Origin of the sequence: Streptomyces sp. NPDC005784, assembly GCF_042871525.1 — a bacterium.
Classification (GTDB): Bacteria; Actinomycetota; Actinomycetes; order Streptomycetales; family Streptomycetaceae; genus Streptomyces.
This window is the reverse complement of the sequence record NZ_JBIAIQ010000006.1, coordinates 142,610-156,506: the sequence shown is the minus strand read 5'-3', so window position 1 is coordinate 156,506 and position 13,897 is coordinate 142,610. Positions and strand designations below refer to the sequence as shown.

The 13,897-nt window shown below is 72.2% G+C and carries 14 protein-coding genes; 2 read left to right on the top strand and 12 right to left on the bottom strand.

The window, feature by feature from the left end; genetic code table 11:
* Positions 1-455 precede the first annotated feature (455 nt).
* The 3 genes from ACFYR3_RS13170 to ACFYR3_RS13160 all read right to left on the bottom strand — a co-directional run bounded on the left by ACFYR3_RS13170 (position 456) and on the right by ACFYR3_RS13160 (position 3,443).
* Positions 456-2,045 carry a GMC family oxidoreductase gene (locus ACFYR3_RS13170; protein ID WP_389282844.1) on the bottom strand — a complete coding sequence of 530 codons (1,590 nt, stop codon included), beginning with the start codon at positions 2,043-2,045 and terminating at the stop codon, positions 456-458.
* Positions 2,042-2,212 (bottom strand): hypothetical protein, encoded by a 171-nt coding sequence (locus ACFYR3_RS13165; protein WP_355858119.1) that lies wholly within the window; start codon positions 2,210-2,212, stop codon positions 2,042-2,044. The genes ACFYR3_RS13170 and ACFYR3_RS13165 overlap by 4 nt, the downstream gene beginning before the upstream one ends.
* 184 nt (positions 2,213-2,396) lie before the next feature.
* Positions 2,397-3,443, bottom strand: coding sequence for an AMP-binding protein (locus ACFYR3_RS13160; RefSeq protein ID WP_389282998.1), 1,047 nt, complete (start codon positions 3,441-3,443; stop codon positions 2,397-2,399).
* Here ACFYR3_RS13160 and ACFYR3_RS13155 point away from each other — a divergent pair.
* A complete protein-coding gene (locus ACFYR3_RS13155) occupies positions 3,442-3,618 on the top strand; it encodes a hypothetical protein (protein WP_389282842.1) in 177 nt (58 codons plus the stop codon). The genes ACFYR3_RS13160 and ACFYR3_RS13155 overlap by 2 nt on opposite strands.
* Here the strand turns inward: ACFYR3_RS13155 and ACFYR3_RS13150 are convergent.
* The 9 genes from ACFYR3_RS13150 to ACFYR3_RS13110 form a co-directional block, all read right to left on the bottom strand.
* Positions 3,615-5,276 (bottom strand): IS200/IS605 family accessory protein TnpB-related protein, encoded by a 1,662-nt coding sequence (locus ACFYR3_RS13150; RefSeq protein ID WP_389282840.1) that lies wholly within the window; start codon positions 5,274-5,276, stop codon positions 3,615-3,617. The genes ACFYR3_RS13155 and ACFYR3_RS13150 overlap by 4 nt on opposite strands.
* Positions 5,273-5,845 (bottom strand): IS607 family transposase, encoded by a 573-nt coding sequence (locus tag ACFYR3_RS13145; protein WP_355858110.1) that lies wholly within the window; start codon positions 5,843-5,845, stop codon positions 5,273-5,275. The genes ACFYR3_RS13150 and ACFYR3_RS13145 overlap by 4 nt, the downstream gene beginning before the upstream one ends.
* 55 nt (positions 5,846-5,900) lie before the next feature.
* Positions 5,901-6,101, bottom strand: a complete 201-nt coding sequence (locus tag ACFYR3_RS13140; RefSeq protein ID WP_355858107.1) for a hypothetical protein — start codon at positions 6,099-6,101, stop codon at positions 5,901-5,903.
* Positions 6,102-6,153: 52 nt separating this feature from the next.
* Entirely contained in the window at positions 6,154-7,866 is a 1,713-nt protein-coding gene (locus ACFYR3_RS13135) for an aldehyde dehydrogenase family protein (RefSeq protein WP_389282838.1), read from the bottom strand.
* Positions 7,863-9,488: an MFS transporter gene (locus ACFYR3_RS13130; RefSeq protein WP_389282836.1), complete on the bottom strand. Its 1,626-nt coding sequence runs from the start codon at positions 9,486-9,488 to the stop codon at positions 7,863-7,865. Before ACFYR3_RS13130 ends, ACFYR3_RS13135 begins: the two co-directional genes overlap by 4 nt.
* A 58-nt stretch (positions 9,489-9,546) precedes the next feature.
* Positions 9,547-10,470: a TauD/TfdA dioxygenase family protein gene (locus ACFYR3_RS13125; protein ID WP_389282834.1), complete on the bottom strand. Its 924-nt coding sequence runs from the start codon at positions 10,468-10,470 to the stop codon at positions 9,547-9,549.
* Between the two features lie 149 nt (positions 10,471-10,619).
* Complete coding sequence (locus ACFYR3_RS13120) at positions 10,620-11,222, bottom strand: TetR/AcrR family transcriptional regulator (protein ID WP_355851249.1); 603 nt, start codon at positions 11,220-11,222, stop codon at positions 10,620-10,622.
* A gap of 172 nt (positions 11,223-11,394) precedes the next feature.
* Positions 11,395-12,216 carry an XRE family transcriptional regulator gene (locus tag ACFYR3_RS13115; protein WP_355851246.1) on the bottom strand — a complete coding sequence of 274 codons (822 nt, stop codon included), beginning with the start codon at positions 12,214-12,216 and terminating at the stop codon, positions 11,395-11,397.
* Entirely contained in the window at positions 12,213-12,953 is a 741-nt protein-coding gene (locus ACFYR3_RS13110; protein ID WP_355851243.1) for a peptidoglycan-binding protein, read from the bottom strand. The genes ACFYR3_RS13115 and ACFYR3_RS13110 overlap by 4 nt, the downstream gene beginning before the upstream one ends.
* Before the next feature lie 311 nt (positions 12,954-13,264).
* On the opposite strand from ACFYR3_RS13110, the gene ACFYR3_RS13105 reads away from it, so the two are divergent.
* Positions 13,265-13,624 carry a peptidoglycan-binding domain-containing protein gene (locus tag ACFYR3_RS13105; protein WP_355851240.1) on the top strand — a complete coding sequence of 120 codons (360 nt, stop codon included), beginning with the start codon at positions 13,265-13,267 and terminating at the stop codon, positions 13,622-13,624.
* Positions 13,625-13,897: the final 273 nt, after the last annotated feature.

The following is a 13,897-nucleotide window of genomic DNA, read 5'->3' as shown; positions in this document are numbered from 1 at the left end:
TAACTTCCCTGACTGGTCAGGCGAGTTGGGGCCCCGTGGGCCCCCCGGCCCGGTTCGCGGTCGCATGATCGTCAGGGCCCGCCGGAGGCCCGCGCCCCGGCCAATTCCGTTTTCACCCGGATGGCCTGACAGTCCCTCGGCCGGAGCACGTCGCCACCGGCCCACCCCCTCCTTGAAGCGGTTTCCGGCACACGTAGAGGTCTGTCCCTGAGCGGTTCGTCGCGCACCGCGGGGCCGTCCCCGGAAGCGGTTCGCGGCGCACTGCGGGGTCCGCCACCGGGAGCGGCCGGCAGGCTCCGAGGGGCCCGTCCCCGGAAGGGGTCGACGGGGCTCCGGGGAAGCGGTTGGCGGGGCTCCGGGAGATCGCTTTCCGAACGGGCCCGCAGCGCATCGGGAGGCCGTGATCGATGGTTGCGCCTCGCTGTCGGCGACGTACGCCTCAGCCCGCCGCGGCCTCAGCCCGCCGCGAGCAGGTCCGCGGCCCGTTCCCCGATGACGACGGACGGGGCGTTGGTGTGCCCCCGGATGATCGTCGGCATGATGGAGGCGTCCGCCACTCGCAGCCCCCGGACCCCTCGTACCCGCAGCTGTGGGTCCACGACGGAGGTGTCGTCGCGGCCCATCCGGGCCGTCCCCACAGGGTGGTAGAGGGTGTGGGAGTGATCGGCCAGGGCGAGCGCGTCGCGCCGGTCCCGTGGCAGGTCCTCGGCCCCGGGAGGCATGAGGAAGCGGCCCGAGGACAGCCCGCGGCCGGTGAGCCGGCCGATGATCTCCTCGCAGACGCCGAGCCCGGCCAGCAGGGCCGCGCGGTCGGCGCCGCCAGGGTCCGTCAGATAGCGTGGGTCGATGACCGGCTTGGCCGAGGGGTCCGCGGAGGCCAGAGTGACCGAACCGGTGCTTCGGGGCCGCAGCAGGATCGCGCCCACGGTCAGACCGTGTTCCGGCGCCTTGACGAGACCCTCGCCGAGGAACGGCACCGGCGCGAAGATGATCTCGATGTCGGGGAGTTCGAGGTCGGGCCGGCTGCGGACGAATCCGTACGCCTCGCCGATGTTCGACGTGAGCATGCCCCGGCGCCGGGTGAGGTACTTCAGCAGCTCCGAAGGCCGCTCGGCAGCGAACAGGGTCCCGTCGGCGGCGTCCACGGCGAGGCCGCTGATGAGGTGGTCGGTGAGGTTCGCGCCGACCTCCGGGGCGTCCACGAGCACCTCGATGCCCCGCTCGCGCAGGTGGCCGGCGTCACCGATGCCGGACAGCATGAGCAGCTGGGGCGTGTTGACCGCGCCCGCGCTCAGGACGACCTCGCGGCGCGCCAGCACCGTGCGCGTGACACCCCCGGTGACGTACTCGACGCCGATCGCGCGGCGGCCCTCGAAGAGCACACGGGTGGCCTGCGCGTCCGTGAGGACCCGCAGGTTCGAGCGGCGGCGGGCCGGCTTGAGATAGCCGTCGGCGGTGCTGCACCGGGCGCCGCGCCGCTGGCTCACCATGGTCTGCGAGAACCCGTCGGGCGTCCCGGTGTTGGCGGGTTCGACGGTCCGGCCGAGTTCCCTGACGGCGTCGAGGAAGGCGGCCGTGTGCGGGTTCGGGTCGCGCTGCGGTTCGACGCTCATGGGGCCGGAGCGGCCGTGGTCCGGGTCGGTGGCCCCGAGGACCCGCTCCGTGCGGCGGAAGTACGGCAGCAGGCCCTTCCACGACCAGTCGGCGCCGCAGAGGTCGCCCCACTCGTCGTAGTCGGCCGCGAACCCGCGCACCCACATCATGGCGTTCATCGAGGAGGATCCGCCCAGCATCCGGCCCCGGGGCCAGTAGACGGAGCGCCCGGAGAGTTCGGGCTGCGGGGCGGTCGAGTAGTCCCAGTCGAGCTCGGTCCTGAACAGCTGGGAGAAGGCAGCGGGAATGTGCACGGCCGCCTTCCGGTCCCGGCCGCCCGCTTCCAGGAGGACGACCGAGGCCGCGCCGCTCCCGGTCAGCCGCCCGGCGAGCGCCGCCCCGGCCGAGCCCGCTCCGACGACGACGTAGTCGGCGCTTTCCGGGGCGCTCACCGGGTCACCCCGGTCGTGCCCCGGTCCGTACGGCCGGGCGTGCCCGCCACCGGCCGGTCGGCGAGGCCGGGGGAGGTGACGTCGGGAGAGGCGACCCACCTCGCCCTTCTGCGGGTCCCGAACCGTGGCGCGGTCTGTGCTGCGGCCTGTGCTGCGGTGTACGTCATGACGTCCTCCTCGTCGAGGTCCGCTCCAGAGCTTCCGGCCGGGCAGGTGCCACGGGGTAGCCCCTGGAGGCGATGAGTTCACGGAATCGGCCGGCGAACGGGCCCCGGCGGCGGCCGAGGGGAGAACCGGGCCGGCCGCCGCGCGGTGGGGCGCCGTCACGGAAGCGAGGTGTGACGGGGCCCGTCAGGGGGCCGTGGGCGCGGCCCGCAGCTCACGCTTGAGGATCTTGCCCGTGGCGTTGGTGGGCAGCTGGTCGCGGAACTCCACCAGGCGCGGGTACTTGTAGCCCGCCATCCGCTCCCTGCACCACGCGATCAGCTCCTGCTCGGGGCGAGTTCGACGCCCGGGGCGAGGACCACGCAGGCCTTGACCTCCTCGCCGTGGCTCGGCGTGCGGCACGCCGAGGACGGCCGCCGTGTTCACGGCGGGGTGGGTGAGCAGGACCTCCTCGATCTCACGCGGGTAGACGTTGAAGCCGCCGCGGATGATCAGGTCCTTGGTGCGGTCGACGACGTAGAGCCATCCGTCGGCGTCCCTGCGGGCCAGGTCGCCGGTGCGGAACCAGCCGTCCCGCAGCACCTCGGAGGTCGCCTCGGGCCGCCTGTAGTAGCCCTTCATGACGTTGTGCCCGCGCACGACGATCTCGCCGATGGCGTCCGGACCCTTGACCGGCGTCCCGTCCTCGGCGATCAGATCCACCTCCACGCCCCAGACCGGACGGCCGACGGAGCCCGCGCGCGCCGGCTCGCCGCGCGGCGTGAACGTCACCGCGGGGCTGGTCTCCGACAGGCCGTAGCCCTCCAGGACGGTGACCCCGAAGCGCTCCTCGAACCTGCGGTGGATCTCGACCGGCAGCGGCGAAGCCCCCGAGCCGGCGATCCGCAGGTTCCCGGCGATCTCCGCCCGTTCGGCCTCGGGCACGTTCTCGGCGAGCAGCGCCCCGTACATGGTGGGGACGCCCGCGAAGAAGGTGACGGCGTGACGCCGCATCAGGGCGAGGGCCGAACCCGCGCCGAAGCGCGGCATCAGCACCAGCGTCGCGCGGGCGGCGAGCCCTGCGTTCATCTGCACGGTCTGGCCGAAGGAGTGGAACAGCGGCAGGGCGATCAGATGGACGTCGTGCTCGACCTCGCCGTACATCTTGTGGCAGGTCAGCGCGTTCAACGCCACGTTGGCGTGGGTGAGTTCGGCGCCCTTGGGCCGGCCGGTGGTGCCGGAGGTGTAGAGGATGACCGCGGTGTCGTCCGCCTCGGTGGCGACCGTCTCGAAGTCGGCGCTGCGGCCGGCCAGCGCCGAAGCCAGCGTCCGCGTGCCCGGGTTCGGGGAGGTCTCGGTGGGAGCCGAGGTCAGCAGGAAGAAGTGGTCGCAGCTCTCCGTCTCGTTGAACCCGTTCCACCGTTTCTAAGGACTGAGCGGGAGTGAGTCCTGTTGCCAGAACCCGTGCTCAGCCGCGTGTCCCGAACGGTGTTGGACACGCTGGTTCCCCGCTTTGACTGCACGGCCGGTCGCCGCCCTCTGGGGGCTGGTTCCGTGCCGTGTCCGGCGGAGTTCCTCACGCTCCGGGGTGCCCGGTTCGGCCTGGACGTTCCGATGCCCGCCACCATCGCTCTGGTGGGTGCGGGGCGGTTTCGTCCGTCGCCGGATCGGGTGCCCGAGGGCGCGCCTTCCGATCGCGATGCCCGCCGCGTCGTGGCGGGTCATCGCGCGTTTCTTGCTGGTCAGGGGGGTCTTCCAGTGCTCGGCGCCCCACTTGGAGGTGTATGCCGGGTCGACGGCGACCAGGGCCAGGCCGTGCTCGGCGGCCATGTTCACCAGCCGGGCTTTGACCTTGCCGGTGGGGATGCCGTGGATGAGTTGCCGGAACCGCTTGCGGCGGCCGAACCTCTCGCGGCGGCCGAACCTCTCGCGGGTCTTCCCCTCGGAGAAGTCGAGGTCTTCGACAGCGATCGCGGTGACGCCGATCCGGGTGGCCCAGCGCAGCAACTGGCTGAGCGCGTGCCGCAGCTGCGCGTCGCGGTGGTCCGCGCTGCCGGTCAGGTCATAGGCGAACCGCTGCGGGTCGCCGACCGGGTTGCCGTGCTGATCGAGGCGGTAGGCGGCGAAGTGGTCGGCGTTCGTGTCCACACCGATGAGCCCGCCCGCCCGCGCCGCCTCCAACCCGATGGCCCGCACTGCGGGGCGCTTCCACGAGGCGGTCAGATACCAGCGGCCCCTGGCCGCGTCGTAGTGGATCTCGTACGCGATCGCCCGGTTCCCGGCGACTCGGTCGGCCCACTCAGCGCCCCGGTACCGGAAGGCGATGCGGCTGGTCAGGACGTACCGGCCGTATGGGCTGTTGGCCAGGTACTCCAGCGGTTTGGGCAGCTTGAGGGAGACCTCGCCGTCCGGGGTGACGCGGATCGTTTCGTTCCCGAACCGCTTCCCCGACTCGCCGTCCGCGCTCAAAAACCAGCGGGCGGCCTCCCAGCGTTCGCGCCAGCCGGTCTCGGTAAGGCCGGCGGCGGCCAGGTTGTGCCGGTTGTTCGCGAGGCTCTTCCCGCCGCGCACGACGTGCACCCGCCCGGTCGCGATGTCCTCCTGAACGGCCGCGAGACGGGCCCTGAGGATGTGGAGTCGGCGGGACTTCTGGAACCACTGCGCCTTGGACCGGTAGCCGCCCGGCTTGCCTTTGGCACCCTTCTCCCCGACCGGGAGGGACAAGCGGTGCATGAGCATGCGGATGCCGTCGGTGAGCTTGTCCCGGTACGCGAACTGGCCGCGCCGGGCCAGGGCGTACTGGTCGTGCGTGCCCTTCGTGACGGCGCCGGCCCAGCGGGACGACGACCTGGCAGTCAGCTCCTGCTTGCGGGTGGCCCAGCTCTGGCTGGTGCGCTCGAAGCCGGCCCGCGAGTACAGGGCGAGGTCGGCGGTGGCGAGGCCGCCCATGTGGGCGCCGATGAGACGCAGGACCCTGTCGTCCTGCGGCGTGAGGTCTTTGAGGCGGTCGCGGATCGCGACGTCCGTACGGTCATGGACCACGAACGGGTCCCGGACCGCACGCAACGCCTTCTTGTGCTCGCTCACTCCGCGGCCGCCTCGAGCGCTTTCTGCGCGCGGTTCCTCGCGGAACGGCGTCCATACAAGCGGGCACAGAACGAGGTCAGGACCTCGGTCATGTCGCGGACCAGGTCATCTTCGACCTCGCCGTCGTCAAGGATGACGAGGCGACGGCCATGCGCGGCCAGTGCGGCCTCGACGAGTTCGGTGTTCATCCGCCCGAGGCGATCCTTGTGCTCGACGACCACCGTGGTCACAGCCGGGTCGGCCAGCAGTCGGCGCACCTTCGCCCGCCCGCCGTTCATGCCCGAAGCGATCTCCGACTCGGTCCGCACGACCCGGTGCCCGGCCTTCGCCGCCCACTCCACGAGCCGCTCGGTCTGCCGCACCAGGTCAGCCTTCTGGTCGTGGGAAGAGACCCGGGCGTACAGGCCCACGCCCCCGACGACATCGGCGACCTGGTTGGCCTCGATGTTCACCAGGATCGTGCGCGGGCCCACCCGCTCCGCAGGTACCGGCAGCGTTCCATCACGGAACCAGCGGCGCGCTGTCTGCGGATGGACGCCCTGGGCCCTCGCCCACTCGGTCAGATTCACACGCCAGACCGTAGAGGCCACTCACTCATGAATGCTCATGATCGCTCGTTCGTCACTAGAACGAGTGCAGTTCGAACCCCTCCTGGCGCGTCGGGAGCTCGGCGGTGCCCTCGAAGCAGAGGTACGCCTTGGCCTCCGAGTCGGCCAGGTGGTAGGCGATCTCACGGCCCTTCAGGAGCACGTTGAGCGGGATGACCGCCGTACGGTCGGGCACGGCGCGGGCACTGTTCTCCAGCATGACGGCGAGGTTGAGCATGGGGTGGGCTCCGTAAGGGTGTTGACGCGGGTTCGGGACCGGCCGGCGGAGGTCAGCCGCGCAGCGCGGAGGCGAAGAGGGCGGGCAGGCGCAGCGGACCGGGCGCGGCGGTGAAGCGGGTGAGGCGCTCCACGGTGGTCAGTGCCGTGCGGTTGGTGACGAAGTACGGGGGGCGCGGGGACAGCGACGGGTCGCCGGTGACCAGACCCCGCGGCGCGGGCGTGAACGGGGCGCGCAGCACGGTCTTCTCGATGTCCTCGTCCCGGAGCATGAACGCGTTGTGCACGAAGCCGATACCGCTGCCGATGTCCTGCCGGGTGTGGCCCGGGAAGGCACCCCAGGGGGTGAAGCCGAGCAGAAAGCCCACCGCGGACCAGCAGTTGACGCCCAGGGTGCCGTAGCGCAGGTCGGCGACTGCGGTCTCCACCACCGCACGGTCCGACCGCTCGGTCCTCGGGTGCACGATGAGGGTGGCGCCGAGGGTGCCGGGGAGGCTGTCGTTGGCGAAGCCGACGGCGTTGCGGAGGTAGGCGGCCGTGGTCGAGCCGGGCAGCCGTACGACGCCCAGCGCGCTGGCGAAGACCTCGTCGGTCACCAGGACGTCGTCGGGACCGGTGACGTCGGGGACCAGAAGGCGGCAGCCGTCGCCGTACCGCTCCGCCCGCGGGTGGGCCGCGAGAACGGCGTCCAGGCGTTCGCGCGCCCCGGGGTAGTAGTCGGCGCGGGGCGGCAACGCGCGCAGCACCCGGCGGATCTCGTTCAGCAGCTTCTCGGTGCCGTCCCAGTCGCGCGGTACGACGAGGACCTGGCCGGCGATGCAGTTGTGGCCGGAGTTGTTCATCTTGCTGGTGACGATGTGCTCGGCCTGGAAGCGGAAGTCGGCGTCGCTCCACGGGCCGGGAGCGACGATGCACGGGCTGACGCCGCCGAGTTCGCTGTTGAAGGGCTTGGTGACCAGGGGCCGGTCGTCGTGCCGGCGCTGTCCGGCGTTCTCGTCCGTCCCCCAGACGATGGCGTCGTGCGTACGGTCGCTGCCGGTGACGTGGATCGCGTCGACACCCTCGTGGTGGGCGAGGTAGCCGCCCTCGGCCGCGCCGCCGTCGACGAAGCGGACCCAGCCGCGGACGACGAACTCCGCGAAGACGTGCTCGAAGTGGGGCCGCAGATAGGCGTTGACGGGGTTCATCTTGGCGACGACGACCTGGCCCTCGACGTAGAGCTTGTGCAGGATGTCGAGCGCGGTGATGGCGGCGACGTTGCCGGCGCCGAGCACCAGGGCGACGGCCGAGGGCTCCGGTCGGCCCCGGTACCCGTCCGCCGCGCGGTCGCGCGTCTCGTCGGCGGTGACGCCCGGACGCATCCAGACCTGGGCGGTGAAGCGGTTGAGCAGCAGCCGGTCCCAGCCGGTCGCGGGAAACACGTCGACGCGGGTGCGGCCGGCCCTCTCCCGTACGGCTTTTGCCGCGAGAGGTTCGCGGCCCGCGGCGAGGCGCCGCAGTACCCGCAGATAGGCCGCGGCGTTCTGCGCGAGCGCCCAGGGACCACCGGTCCAGTCCTCGGCGGCCCACGGGGAGTCGGGAGCGTAGCCCTTGGCGCGGGCGCCGGACTCGGCCAACTCGGCCGCGCCGGAGGCCACCCGGTGCAGCAGCCGTTCGAGCAGCGCGATGCGTTCGGTGAGCGGGGCGGCCGACCAGGACGCGGCACCGCCGCGCAACTCGGCGACGGCCCGGTCCAGGCAGGAGGTATCGAGGGCGCTGGGGTTCACGTCGTTCCTCGCGATAGGGGAGGGAGGAGGGAGGGGAGCTGATGGCAGGCGATGGGGAAGGCGTCGCGTCGTCGGGCAGGCGGGAGCGCCGTATCCGGAGGACGGGACGGGGTCTCCGGGTACGGCGCGGTCCCCCTGGTTCCGCGCCGTACCCGGCGCCGACGTACCCACGTGCGGGTCAGACGGCTTGCAGCGGGGTGTCGTGGTCCCGGGGGGAGGGGGACGGCGCGGCGGGCGGACAGCAGGCGGGCGTCGCGGGCCGGGTCGATCAGCGTGACCGCGGCCGTTCCTCCCAGCACGAGCAGTACTCCGGTGATCAGGAGCGCTTGCCGGTAACCCGCGGTCCCGTGGGTGTCCACGAGGTGTCCGACCAGGGTCGGGGCGATCAGACCGGCCGTGGTCACCACGGCGTTCATGATGCCCAGCGCGCCGCCGCGGCGGTCGGCCGGAGCCAGTTCGGCGACGGTGGTGGCGGCGACGCTGCTCATCGCCCCGGCGCAGCCGAATCCGGCGACCAGGAGGGCGACGGTCGCGGCGCCGGCCGGTGCCACCGGCAGGGCGAGGCACGCCGCGGCGCCTACGAGCATCAGGACGCCGCCGACCCCGCCGCGCGCCCTTCGGCTCGTGGTCCCGCGGCGCAGCAGCCATCCGGTCAGGCCGGCCTGACCGAGTACCACGACGCCGCTCAGCCCCCAGACCAGCATGAGCAGCCGGGCGGACGCGGCCGACGAGTACCCCAGGCCGTCGTGGAAGAAGGACGGGAGCCACACCAGGCAGAAGGCGATCACCCAGTAGGTGCCGAAGTACGCGGCCGTGGCACCGATCCAGGTGCGGGTCGCGATGATCCGGCGGTACGGAGTTCCGCGCGGGGCGCCACCCGTCCCGGCTGCGGACTCCGCCGCCTCGGCTCCCTCGGCCGTACGTTCGGCGTCGGGGCCCGCACCGGTCGCGGGGCCCTCGGCCGGGGCCGGCGCGGGGGTCCCGCTGTCGCTCGCCGCCGCGTAGGGCCCCTCCCCGCCGAAGGGGATCCACAGCAGCGCCCATACCGCGCCGGCGATCGCGACCACGGCGACCGCGGTGCGCCAGCCGTGTTGGTGGATGACCCAGGTCAGCACCGGGGCGGCGACCAGGACGCCCAGGGTGATGCCCAGCACGATCAGCGCCCCGGGCAGGTTGCGTCGACGGTCGGGGAACCAGGAGAGGGTGGTCTGCTGGGCCACGGGGAACGCCGGCCCTTCTGCGGCGCCCAGGAGAACGCGTGACGTGACGAGCACGGCGAGCCCTCCGCCCAGGACCAGCGGAACCTGGGACAGGGACCACAGGACGGCCATCGTGAGCAGCAGCCACTTGGGCCGTACGCGGTCGGCGAGCAGCCCCACCGCGGCACCGCAGACCGAGAACAGCAGGAAGAACGCGCTGTTGGCGAGCCCGAAGGCGGACGCCGAGAGGCCGAGGTCCTTGCGGACGGGGTCGGCCGCCAGACCGAGTACGGACTTGTCGGCGAAGTTGACCATCATGAAGACGACGAGCAGCGCGGTGACGGTCCACGCGCGCCGGCGTTGGTCAGGCGGCGTCTTCGCACGGCCGGCGGCCGCAAGGGGTACGACATCGGTGTCGGTCACAAGGGCTCCGCAGGAGGGGACGGGTCGGGAACGGGCGGGGCAGGTCCGGCCGACGTCCTCAGGACAGGAGTTCGCCGGCGATCGCGATGCGCTCCATGACGCGGCGCTGCGGGTAGTAGTCGTTGATCGCGTAGTGCTGCGTGGCGATGTTGTCCCAGATCGCGACGGAGCCGGGCTGCCAGCGGAAGCGGACCTGGTACTCGGGGATACGGGCCTGGAGGACCAGTTCGCCGAGCAGCTCACGGCTCTCGGTCTCCGACAGACCGGTGATCCGGGTCGTGAAGGGCTCGTTGACGTAGAGCAGCTTGCGGCCGGTGCGCGGGTGCCGCACGACCACCGGGTGCTCGACGGGCGGCAGGGCCTCCCGGTGCGCCGCGATCTGGCTCTCCGTCATCGTCAGGCCCCAGCTGGGCACCCAGTCGTGCACCGCGGTGAGCCCCTCGACGCGGGCCTTCGTCCGCTCGGGCAGGTTGTCGTACGCGGCGGCCATGTCCGCCCAGAGGGTGTCGCCTCCCGCCGGGGGGACCTCGACGGCCCGCAGGACCGAGCCGAGCGCCGGTGCGGCCATGAAGGAGTGGTCGCTGTGCCAGATGTTCTCGGTGCCGACGGCCATGGCGTCCTTGGCCAGGCGCGAGACTCCGACGGTGTCGCCGGCGGGGAAGAACGGGTTGGGCTCCGGCACGCCCCACAGGGCGGAGAGCGCGAGCTGGGAGTCCGGGGCGAAGGCGTGCTGGTCACGGAAGAAGATCACCTTCCATTCCAGCAGGGCCTGCTTCAGCTCCGCGGCGAGGTCCTCGCCGATCGGGAGCGAGAGGTCGACGACGGCGATCTCCGCGCCGATGTGCGGGGTGAGCGGACGGATGTCCATCAGGCGGTACTCGGCCGGGGCGGCACCGGGCGCGGTGCGCTCCAGCACTCGCTTCCCGTAGTGCATCAGAGGCTTGTCGAAGGCGGGTGCGGGAGGGGTGACGACGCTGTCCATGGGCTCTCCAGAACGACAACCGGGATTTCGTTACTGGAAGTATCGTTATTGAGGTGCGAGGTGACAAGGGTCTGGTGCGATTGTCGTGAACGGGGCGCCGGCGGGGTTGTGGCTGGTTCGGACGGAGCGGTCCGGCGGGGCCGCGGCGGTCAGGAAGCGGAGCCGACCGCGCGGGACACGAGCTCCACCAGGTTTTCCACGAGCCGGGTGTCGGGCAGTTCCTGCTCGCCGATCAGCCGGAAGAGCAGCGGCGCGGCGACCAGGGTGGTCGCGGCCCGGACATCGGTGTCGGGTCGTACGTCGCCTCGCTCGATGCCGCGTTCGAGGATGCGCCGGGTCTCGCCGGTGATCCGCTCGGTGTACTGCGCGTACTGCGCCCTGCCCGTGCCCGCCTCGGCCGCCGCTCCGATCAGCCCCGCGATCAGCCGGTCCGAGCCCGGCAGCCGGTACGCCGCCAGCCGGGCCGTCAGGACGACGTGCAGCTCTGCGCGGAAGTCGCCCAGGTCGGGCACGGACAGCTCGCCGATGCGGCTCTCGGCGGCGGCGATGACCAGGTCCTGCTTGGTGGGCCAGCGCCGGTAGATGGCGGGCTTGCTCACCCCGGCCCGTGCGGCGACGGCGTCCATCGTCAGGGCCCCCGCGCCCTGTTCGACGACCAGGTCGACGACCGCGTTCAGGACCGCTCCGGTGACCCGCTCCTCGCGCGGCCGACCCGGTCCCCGTTCCGTCCCCCGCGTCCGTGCACCCGTCATGCGCCTGAGCCTACGGGGGCCGGCGTCCTCCCCGGGGAGGAGGGCCCGCGCCGGAACTTCCTGCTCGGGGAGTGGGAGGGGTGCCTCCGTGGGCACGATGCGGATGCCGGTCCACTTGTCGGGCCGGTGCTGTCTCGTTGATCGAAGCCCGTGCCACTGCCCTGGAACTCGTCTACGGGCCGACCGTGCCCTCGAAGCACTCCCGCGGGCCGCCTGCGACCGGATGCAGGCAAGCGCGTACCCGGACCCCGGCCGTCACTGCCACCATCGGGGTGAAGAGGTAACCCTCCGCGTCGTACGTGTCGGTGACCGTGGCCGTTCTCGCCGGTCCGCCGGGGGCGGACACCTCGATGCGGTCGCCGATCCGGCTCCGCCAGATCCGCGCCCAGGCCGCGCCGCACTCCACGCTGTAGCGGATCTCCACCTGCTCGCCGGTGGTGGCCTGCCGGGAGCTGAGGTCGCGTGGCCGGGTTCCGCACATCATGTTGTCGGGGCTCTGTCCGGCGCAGGACTTCCCATGGCACCGGGGGGCCGTCGGCGATGCCCTGGGTGCGGCGGCCGCGCCGGACCGCCGGGAGCTCAGGAGCGCGACCGAGGTCACGGAGACCAGCACGAGCGCGATGACGACCGCGTACGCCACGCGGCTGCGGAGCCGTACCACTGCCGCCGCAACCGGCGGGGTCTCCGGCTCCGGCTCCGGCTCCATGTCCGGTCCGGGCTCGGAGAGTGCGACCGCACCTCGCTGACCGACCGCCAGATCCGCGAGTTCCCACAGCGCCACGAGCCGTCCCGCGGGCTCGTGGGCCACCTGGCACAGCACTTCGACGGCCTCACGCGGCGGGAGCACCTGCCCGCCGAGATACCGCCCCCAGGCCGATTTGCTGTACGGAGTCTGCTCGGCGAGACCGGCCAGGCTGAGGCGCGTACGGTCCTTGAGTTCGCGGAGCGCCTCGGTCAGTTGCCTGCACTCGGGCTCCGCCAGCGGGGATGTCATGCGCGCAGCGCCGCCCAGGTGTGCGGCCCGACCATGCCGTCGACGACCAGCTTCGTGTGCGCCTGCTCCCGTTTGACGGCACGCTCCGTAAGTTCGCCGAAGATGCCGTCGATGCCGCCCGGCGAGAAGCCGGCCCGCTTCAGCAGGCACTGAACCTCCGCGACGGCCGGGCCCGTGTCGCCGAACTGCACCGAGGCGTCCAGGGTCGTGCTCTGGCCCGCGTACCAGCGGCCGTGCTCGCGGTGGATGTCGCAGGTATAGCTCGCCGCTGCGCCGGTTTGGGCCGTTGCCAGGTCCGCGCTCTCGTGCCAGGGCTCGGTGACCAGCAGTATGACGAGCGCGCCTGCCGCCGCTGCCGCTGCCGCCGCTGCTGCCACCGGCAGCAACCGCTTGGGCGGCCCCTGCGCCGGCACCGGCGAGAGCAGGAGTTCCCGCCCCTCCCGCCCTTCCTGTCCGGCCGTCGGCCTGCCCTGCCCCCAGCACGCCGCGGCGACCTCGTGCAGCGCGAGCAGTCTGGTCGGGTCCGTCCCGCACACCTGCGCCAGCTCCTCGACGGCCTGACTCGGCGGCAGGTTCCTCCCGTTGAGATACCGCTCCCATGACGACTTGCTGTATCCCGTCTTGGCTTCCAGGGACTTCAGGTTCAGCCCGCTGTGATCCTTCAACCTGCGCAGCTGCACGACGAGTTGCCGGACCTGTGGGTCCAGTGAATCCGGAAGCGCTTTCCAACGAGACATGTACCACCCCTCGCTCACACATGCCGTTCTGTCCACCTGGCACCGGCACTCTACGGATGCCGATGGCGCATCGCCGATGCCGGTCCCTCCGCTTGCGCGCCCCACGCGTGCGTTCAGGCCAGTCGACACGTCCCTGCGCGGCGGCAGTCCGAGTGTCGTCCCCGCAGGTCAGAAGGTGGGACGACCCGCCGACGCCTCATCTGGTCGGCAGCTCTCGACTCGGCCTGAAGCCACCCGCCAGCATCGGTGAGGCAGGACGGGCGGCAGGGATCCACTCCACCGCCCCATCCACAACCGAAAGGTCTCCGGACATGAACGTACGCAAGAGTCTCGCCCTCGCCGCCGCGACCGTCGCACTCGGCCTCACCCTGGCTCCGGCTGCCCACGCCGCAGCGCCCGCCGCGGCCTCGGGCAGTGTCTCGGCGGCGGTCTTCGGCTGCAACTACACGACGTCCCAGCCCACCATCTCCTACGGTTCCACCGGCTCCGCGGTGAAGCAGGCCCAGTGTCTCCTGAAGTACTGGGGCTACTCGCCCGGCAGCATCGACGGCGAGTTCGGCACCAACACCCGCTCCGCGGTGATCGCTTTCCAGACCGACTTCTGCGACCTCAAGGCCGACGGCATCGTCGGCACCAACACCTGGCGCGTGCTGAGCACCGACGGCTGCTGATCCCGGCAGAACCCGACGGCGGCCCGTCCCCTGCCGGGGTGAGGACGGGCCGCCGTCGGGTGCGGGCCGGGAAGTCTCTCGTTCTCGGAAGGAGTGAGCACAGTGCGCAAACACCGAACCGCAGCCGGCCTGGCGACCGTCGCCGCCTTGACGGTCGTGGGGGGGGGGGGCGGGGGGGGCCGGGGGCGCGGGGGGGGGGGGGGTGGCCCCCCCCCCCCCGGCGCGGCGCGGGGGGGGGGGGGCGGGACACGCAGCGCGGGGGCGGAGCCGCCC

Bases quoted from the DNA above. Each gene is read 5' to 3' on its own strand.
- ACFYR3_RS13115 (WP_355851246.1), bottom strand. From the start codon at position 12,216: ATGACATCCCCGCTGGCGGAGCCCGAGTGCAGGCAACTGACCGAGGCG.
- ACFYR3_RS13165 (WP_355858119.1), bottom strand. From the start codon at position 2,212: ATGACGTACACCGCAGCACAGGCCGCAGCACAGACCGCGCCACGGTTC.
- ACFYR3_RS13140 (WP_355858107.1), bottom strand. From the start codon at position 6,101: ATGCTCAACCTCGCCGTCATGCTGGAGAACAGTGCCCGCGCCGTGCCC.
- ACFYR3_RS13105 (WP_355851240.1), top strand. From the start codon at position 13,265: ATGAACGTACGCAAGAGTCTCGCCCTCGCCGCCGCGACCGTCGCACTC.
- ACFYR3_RS13120 (WP_355851249.1), bottom strand. From the start codon at position 11,222: ATGACGGGTGCACGGACGCGGGGGACGGAACGGGGACCGGGTCGGCCG.
- ACFYR3_RS13155 (WP_389282842.1), top strand. From the start codon at position 3,442: ATGACCGCGGTGTCGTCCGCCTCGGTGGCGACCGTCTCGAAGTCGGCG.
- ACFYR3_RS13110 (WP_355851243.1), bottom strand. From the start codon at position 12,953: ATGTCTCGTTGGAAAGCGCTTCCGGATTCACTGGACCCACAGGTCCGG.
- ACFYR3_RS13125 (WP_389282834.1), bottom strand. From the start codon at position 10,470: ATGGACAGCGTCGTCACCCCTCCCGCACCCGCCTTCGACAAGCCTCTG.